Below are 7,093 nucleotides of genomic sequence, written 5' to 3'. Positions count from 1 at the left end.
ACGCCGGAGAGCAGTTCGGAGACCTCGTCGAGGACGCGATCTCGAACTTCGACGACCGATACATCACGCACTATCAGGAGTATCAGGAGTCGTTGGAGAGCGAACGCATGTCGCTCTCCGAACGAGACCGCGAGCTACGGCGCGACCAGCAACGTGCGAGTGCGGACGAGCGCGGTCGCATCATGCGTGAGCGCCGCGGGCTCCAGGAACGCATAGAAGTACTCAAAGAGCACCTTTCCGACTTGGGCCAGGAGAGTTACTTCGATTTCCTCCGGGAGTCCCGCGAGAGCAAGTACGATTTCTCGATGCGAAGTGTCGCAACCACGGCTGGTCTAACGCTGGTCGATGAAGGGTACGACCGACGCAACGTCGGTGACCAATCAAGTGGTAGGGCGATGCGGATGGCGCTGTCCGAGCTCCACCCGGGTGCGGCGTACCTCGACAACGGTGAGACCTACACTGTCGCCCGGGTGCGTTTCGACGAAAAGGCGGGTTCTGACTTACGAGAATCCGTCACCGATGCGAACATCGACGACCACCTCGCGGATGAACTTGTTTGCCCGGCTTGCCATTCGACCCACGATCTTGATGCGACCGACTGTGACTGTGAGAACGATGTACCGTTGAAACGACGCCAACTCGCCGTTCTCGATTCTGTCGACGCATATCACGACAACCTCCAACTGACTTCTGAGGGCGACGAGGCGCGTTACCTGCACAACGAACCCAATCAGGCAGTGCAGAACACCTACGCCGAACGCGAGACCTCGATCCTCTCGTTCGATACCAGACAGACGTACGAGCTACGAACAGACAAAGGAGACGTACTTGGAACGCTCGAATACGGTGATTACTCAGTCCTCTTGTACACAGATGGATATCGCACGAAGTACAAATCGGGCGAGGTCGACGCACAAGAGTCACATTTCGAAGTCTGCGGCGAGGAGAACTGTCACGGCGTAATCTACGAGGACGACGATGAGACACATCGGTGTAGTGCAGACCCCGATCATTTCCCCGAAGGGAGAGGAGCGGACTCTGAATTCGTTAGACTCGGGTACCAATACGAGACGCAGGGTGTGCGCATCGAACTGGAGGACCGCGAACTGTCCCACACGCTCGCGCACGGTCTCCGGGTCGCTCTCCAGTACCTCGGCGGCGTCAACATCCGTGAGCTCTCCGAGTACGTTGGGGAAGATCACGTCGACGTCTTCGAGTCACAAGAGGGTGGATCAGATGTCGCACGACTCCTCTTCGAGCAATCCGACGGCAACTTCCGCGCCTTCGCGCGAGCAGTCGGTCTTATGGATGACCAGTTCGATTGCGACTGTGAGAATGGCTGTCCGTCCTGTCTGTACCAGTACGGGTGCGACGTCCGGAACGACCAGCGGTCCTTCGACCGCGACCGTCTCCAGGTCAACTTGGACGGACAGGATTTGTCGATTCATCCACTCGACAACCGGGACGCGAACGAACAGTTGACTGACTAACTACATCCCACAGAAATCCCCACCGATGGAATTCGACCCACTAGAACTCGCCGACACGATGCGTGTATCGTACGCCGAACACTATGCCGGCTCGCAACCCTCCCCGGCGGTCAAGAGTCTTGTTTCCCGCTACCACGAGGGGGCTGGAGAGTCCCTAGAGGATGACCTTCCCGAATTCATCCGAACGAAGGGGCCCTACCTCCAGGTGCTTGACCTTCCCCGAATGAGTGACACGCCGTGGGAGACCTTCGCCGACAACCACGACCTGTATTCGGACGTCACGGAAACGTTCAGTGAGGCTGGATTCCGAAATCTCTTCGAATTCCAAGAGGACTCGATTGAGGCAGTCCGCGAAGACCACCATACGTTGTTGACCGCAGCGACCGGGAGGGGGAAGACAGAGGGTTGGCTAATTCCGATTCTCCAGTTCATCTGTGAGGCGAAAGCAGGCCAGCACGACGCGCATCCGCCGGACAGCGTCAAATGCGTTCTCACGTACCCAACGAAAGCTCTGGCACAAGACCAACTGAAGCGCCTCATCGACTATCTGTTCACGCTCAATCGAGACCGATCGGCGGACGACCAGATTACTGTGGGGATCTACGACGGGGACACGAAACGCCGCGATCCCGACGAACTAGCGTACCTCCAGACGACGTTCCAGTATTTCGACTGTCCGTGTGGAGAGTGTGACTCTTCGTTGACTGTTCGGCGTCGCTCGGACGACTCGTTCGTCGTCGAACCGATGGCAGAACACGATGAGGATCTCACGTTCGACTTCATCAAAGTCACTAGGGATGCCATCGTCGAGAGTCCAGCTGACATCCTGCTGACGAACCCGGATACGATCAACTACCGGCTGTTCAACGTTAATGCGGACGAAGCGCAGCAACGGTTCGTCGCCGAGCCGAAATACTTCGTCTTCGACGAGATTCACGAGTATTCTGAGCTTTTCGGTTCGTTCACTTCGGCGCTGATGCGGCGGTACATCCGGGAGCGACAGGAACTCAACGACTACGACAGCGAGAGTGACGACGATCTCACCATCGTTGGTGCGAGTGCCACCGTCGAGAACAAGCTCTCCGTCTTCCAGCGCATCAACCCGTTCGTCGACCCCGACATCGAGGTGGTCGAGGAAGAAGGACGCACAATCGACGCTCCCTTCCCCAGCTACGTCCATGACGAATTCACTACCACCGAACTGGCAAGCGACGAGTTGCGTGCCGGAGAGACTGAGACTGCGAAACTCGTTCTAAAAGCAGCGGGTATCCACGATTCCGGCGAGGGGGTGGACGTAGAGAGCGACCTCTACGAACACCTCGTAGAAGGCGACAGCGAAGTGCTGGAGTTCGTTCGCGGCATCTACTCAGCTCTTCGAGAGAAACCGCTTCGACCTGACGGCCTACGCGATCGGCTCGTCGAATCAGCCGATCTAACCGAGGAACAGGCGGACACGGTGGTGTCGAATTTCATGACGATCGGTGACGTGTCCGGAATTCTGGAGCGCCGTGCCCATCTGTTCAGTTGGCCCCTCGACGGCTATTACTCCTGTATCAACTGTGGGACGGTCTACGATACCCCGCAGTCGGCTTGTGCCGAATGCGGGCACCACTACGTGACGAAACTCTCACTGTGTAACCAGTGCGGTGAGGAGTCACTCGAGTCGTGGTTCTGTCCGAACTGCGAACGGCTCGAGCCACATACTGTGACCTCAGAAGAGGGACGGTTCGATTACTTCTCGCGACGCGAGTGCCAGTGCGAAACGCCCGACGGCGAAACGCCCGAGATGGTCCGCGTCTACTGGCGGCCGTTCTACGAATGTTCCGAATGTGGTGAGCGCCAGAAGATCGACCACCAGCAGGACTGTTCGACGTGTGGTTCCTCGATGGTACTCGACGACTCAATGGAAACCCACATCTGCTCGAACCCAGACTGTGGCGAGGAAGTCACAGTCGAGGAGGCACGGGAGCCGACCTGCCATTCCTGTGACACTGAGGCGTTGGAACCCCTGACAGACGACAGCGTCCAGTACTGTACTGAGTGTGGGGAGATATACGAAGACCCCGACGTACAGGAGTGCACGGCCGAAGACTGTGATGGCAACCTCACACCGAAGCGTTTGCTTGGATGGACCTGCGGCGACCCGGATTGTGACGAAGTGTACTTTGGTCGGTCCCCGAACACCTGCACCTGCGGAAACCGGCGGTTCGTCCGGACCGCGTTGTTCGACATCCAGATGGTCGACGAGTGCACGTCCTGCGAGCACGAGTTCCTCCCTGGTGGTCGACAGGACTGCAGTTGTGACGATCCAGAAATCGTGACGCGGGCAAAAGGATACAGCAACTTCCGGATGGTCGATGACGACGGTCGGATTCGGGAGTCGAGCCAGTTCCCCGGTGGTCTCCCCTGTTACCATCAGGACCAACGGGAAACATACTCTAAGAGCAGCAGATACGACGCGATGCTGCGGGGCCCGGCTAACGCAGCGGTGACGACAGGACGGTACCTGCTGCGGTCGCTCGCTGACCGAGACAACCCGGAATCCTTCACCGAATCCAAGATGCTCTCGTTCGCGGATAGCCAGTCCGACATGAAAGAACTGGAGCGCAACTTCCGCGAACCCGAAGAGGCGTTCTTCTTCGACCAGTTATTCGTCAGGAGCGTTAGGAATGAGGCCGACGCTTCCGGATGGGGGACCCTCGCGGACATCGTCGACTGTGGCGTAGCTGAGGCAAAGCAGTACGAGGAGGACCTCGAAGGGGGAACTAACAACCCACCGAATGCGTTCGAATTCCTCACTAACTACGACCAGTCAGTCGACGAGTATCTGACGGAAGAACTGTTGTCCAGAATCTTCGCTGGACAGTACAGCGAACGCTACCGGAGTAAGCAACTTACTGACGAGGGGATCGTCGACGTCCGTCTAAATGCCGACACCGCCGATCTCGACCCGGGAGAACTGGAACTCCTCGCTGAGTGTATTGGACAGAACCACCGGTACGAACCTCACCTCATCGACGAAGTCGAGGATGGTCACAGTCACCTCGATTCACTGATCAACCGGGGTCTGGTACGTCGGGTCGAAGAAGACGGTAGCCGGTACGTGATGGTCGAGGAGGACACAATTGAATGTGCAGTTGTCGATGAAGCGACGCCAACGTACTATAGTCCAAGTCAAGAGGACTTCGTCACGAGCCTCGAGTCAACGCTGGCCGACGTTCCTGACGACATCGTCAAATTCGATTCGAAGCCAGAGGACCGTTCGACGTTCTCGCATCCTCACTTCTCTCTGACGGCCCAGCAGATTACCACGTCCGATCCTATGATGCTCCTCGCGAGGGCGTACTATGGTGAGACGGACCGAGACGAACGGCGAGAGTTGGAATACCAGTTCAGGCAGGGGCGATTCCCTCACTTCCTGTCCTCGGGACCGGCGATGGAACTCGGCGTCGACATCGGTGACCTCAACACGTTGCTCCTCTACGGTACGCCCCCGAATGCGAACTCCTACCTCCAACGCATCGGACGTGCCGGGCGGGAGTCTGGGAGTTCACTCGTGCACTCCGTCAGTCAGCGAAACCCGATCGATTACTACTATCACGAGCATCCCGAGGAACTCATCGCGTCTGACCCACAGCAAGTCCCACTCAATGAAGTGAACCGTGAGGTTCTCCACCAGTCCCTCACGTGGGGGATTCTCGACTGGGTAGCGACGACACAGTGGGTCCCTTGGCGACGAGACCAGAGTGGGCTCGACGAATTTGTTGTCTGTAAAGACGCTCCGTCTCCACGGTCCGAATCCAAGCCCAACGATCTACTGCGGTTTACTAGCGTTCTGTCGTCGTCGAACTTCCAAGTACAGAATCAGAGCGACGACGCCCCACTGGAAGTGCTGCGTTCGGTCATCAATGAGAATCAAGACGAGATTGAACAGTGGCTGCAGGATCTGGTTTCCTTCGGTGTTTGCTCGAGCTGTGGCCGTAAACACGAAGACGGATACAAAGGTGAATGTCAGAGGGACAGCTGTAGCGGTTCAGTTGAATCGATCTTAGACGAGTACGACGACGCCGTCGAAGGAGCACTACGGGGAACTGACGACCATCGTGGCATCGAAGCGTCGATTATCGACCTCTACAACGCTCAACGAGACGCGATTGACGCTGATTTGGAGGAACTTGACGAAGAGGTCGCTGATGTCCGGAGCAAAGAACGACGCACTCGAGACCGGGAAGAAAAACGCACACTCCGCGAACAGAAGCAGCAACTTCGTCGGCGCGCTGATCAGTTAGACGACTATCTGCGAAGACTTGAGGACATGGACTTCGGCCAGTACCTCAACCGCGAGAGTCCGACGGCGTTCGGTTTGCGGTCTGTGGGTGATTCGGTCGATTATCAACTCGTCGGCGAGGAGTTCGAAAACGTCAGTGACGGTTCTCGGGACCGTCGTATCGCACTCTCCGAGCTTCACCCGGGGGCAGCGTACCTCCACAGCGGAGAGACGTACGTCGTGACGCGCACGGAGTGGGAGCCACTAGAAACCGCTCGTATCAGCGAACAATTCCAGGACGCGGCTATCTGCCCGACATGTGCTGCGGAGTACGACACTGATACGTCTCACTGCGAGTCGTGCGGTTCCCGGCTAAAGCGACTTGTGACGAAAGTGCCTGAACGCGTGACTGCGTTCCAGCATGATTTGCCGTTGGGAATAACGCCCAACGCTCGTGAGCTTGAGCCGTCGAGTGTGTACCAAGCTGACGAGGAAGTCCAGAGCACTTATGCGCCGGTCGAAACCGATGCAGGTGACTCGTTCGAACCTACGATATCATACGACATCGTCGACGAAAGCGGGAACGTACACGGTCAGTTCGAGTACGGTGACGTGACGATCGCCGCCTCGACGAGCAAATACTGGGCGACGTACAAGAACGGTGGTTCAGATCCTTTACCGAACGTATTCGAGGTCTGTGGTATTGAAGGATGCAACGGCATGATTGCCAACGTGGGGGAGTCCGCAGTCTGTACGAACAACGTGGAACATCCCGTGGACGAAAGTATCGCAGTACGTCCCGCCACCAAGTTCGACACCAAGGCCGCTCGTGTTCGGTTCGACAGTGAGGAACTTGAGCACGGGTTTGCTCACGGACTCCGAGTGGCACTCCAATACATCGGCGGGGTAAGCGTTCGCCAAGTTCCTGAATCGATCGAAGAGGAAGGCACCTTAGTGTACGACTCGGACGAGGGGGGAAGTGGAATCACCGTACTCCTCACACAGGATGACGGTCAGAAGTTCGAGAGAGCGGTCGAGATAATGCACGATGCGTTCTCTCCTGAGGAGTCGGAGTGTAACTGTGAGGACGGGTGCCCGTTCTGTCTCTATCAGTACGGCTGTTCCGAGCAGAATGACCCTGACTCGTTCGACAAGGACAAGCTACTCGAACTGCTTTCGCACGATCTCCATCTGGAAGCGAGGAACGATGACTGAAAATAACGTAATCGATACGGCACGATCTCTTCGAACTCGCTCCCCGGAACGACTCTGGGGAGTCTCACCGGAGAGTATCTACGCGGCACTATCGGCGAGTGTAACCAAGGACGGTCTCGAA

General features: G+C 57.2%; 1 protein-coding gene and 1 pseudogene. Both read left to right on the top strand.

The genetic code is table 11. The annotated features are described in order from the left end of the window. Nucleotides 1-1,490 (top strand): annotated as a pseudogene (locus AN233_RS11635) (DEAD/DEAH box helicase); the annotation flags it as partial. A 25-nt stretch (nt 1,491-1,515) separates the two neighbouring features. Continuing rightward, the gene (locus AN233_RS11630; RefSeq protein WP_058366952.1) at nt 1,516-6,972 is read left to right on the top strand and encodes a DEAD/DEAH box helicase; all 5,457 of its coding nucleotides are present in this window, start codon (nt 1,516-1,518) and stop codon (nt 6,970-6,972) included. Nucleotides 6,973-7,093: the final 121 nt, after the last annotated feature.

It is taken from the genome of Haloparvum sedimenti (assembly GCF_001462205.1).
GTDB lineage: Archaea > Halobacteriota > Halobacteria > Halobacteriales > Haloferacaceae > Haloparvum > Haloparvum sedimenti.
Note: the sequence above shows the minus strand (reverse complement) of the source record. Positions and strands in the feature narration are given on the sequence as shown.

Coding starts and splice junctions, on each gene's coding strand:
- AN233_RS11630 (WP_058366952.1), top strand. CDS start 1,516: ATGGAATTCGACCCACTAGAACTCGCCGACACGATGCGTGTATCGTAC.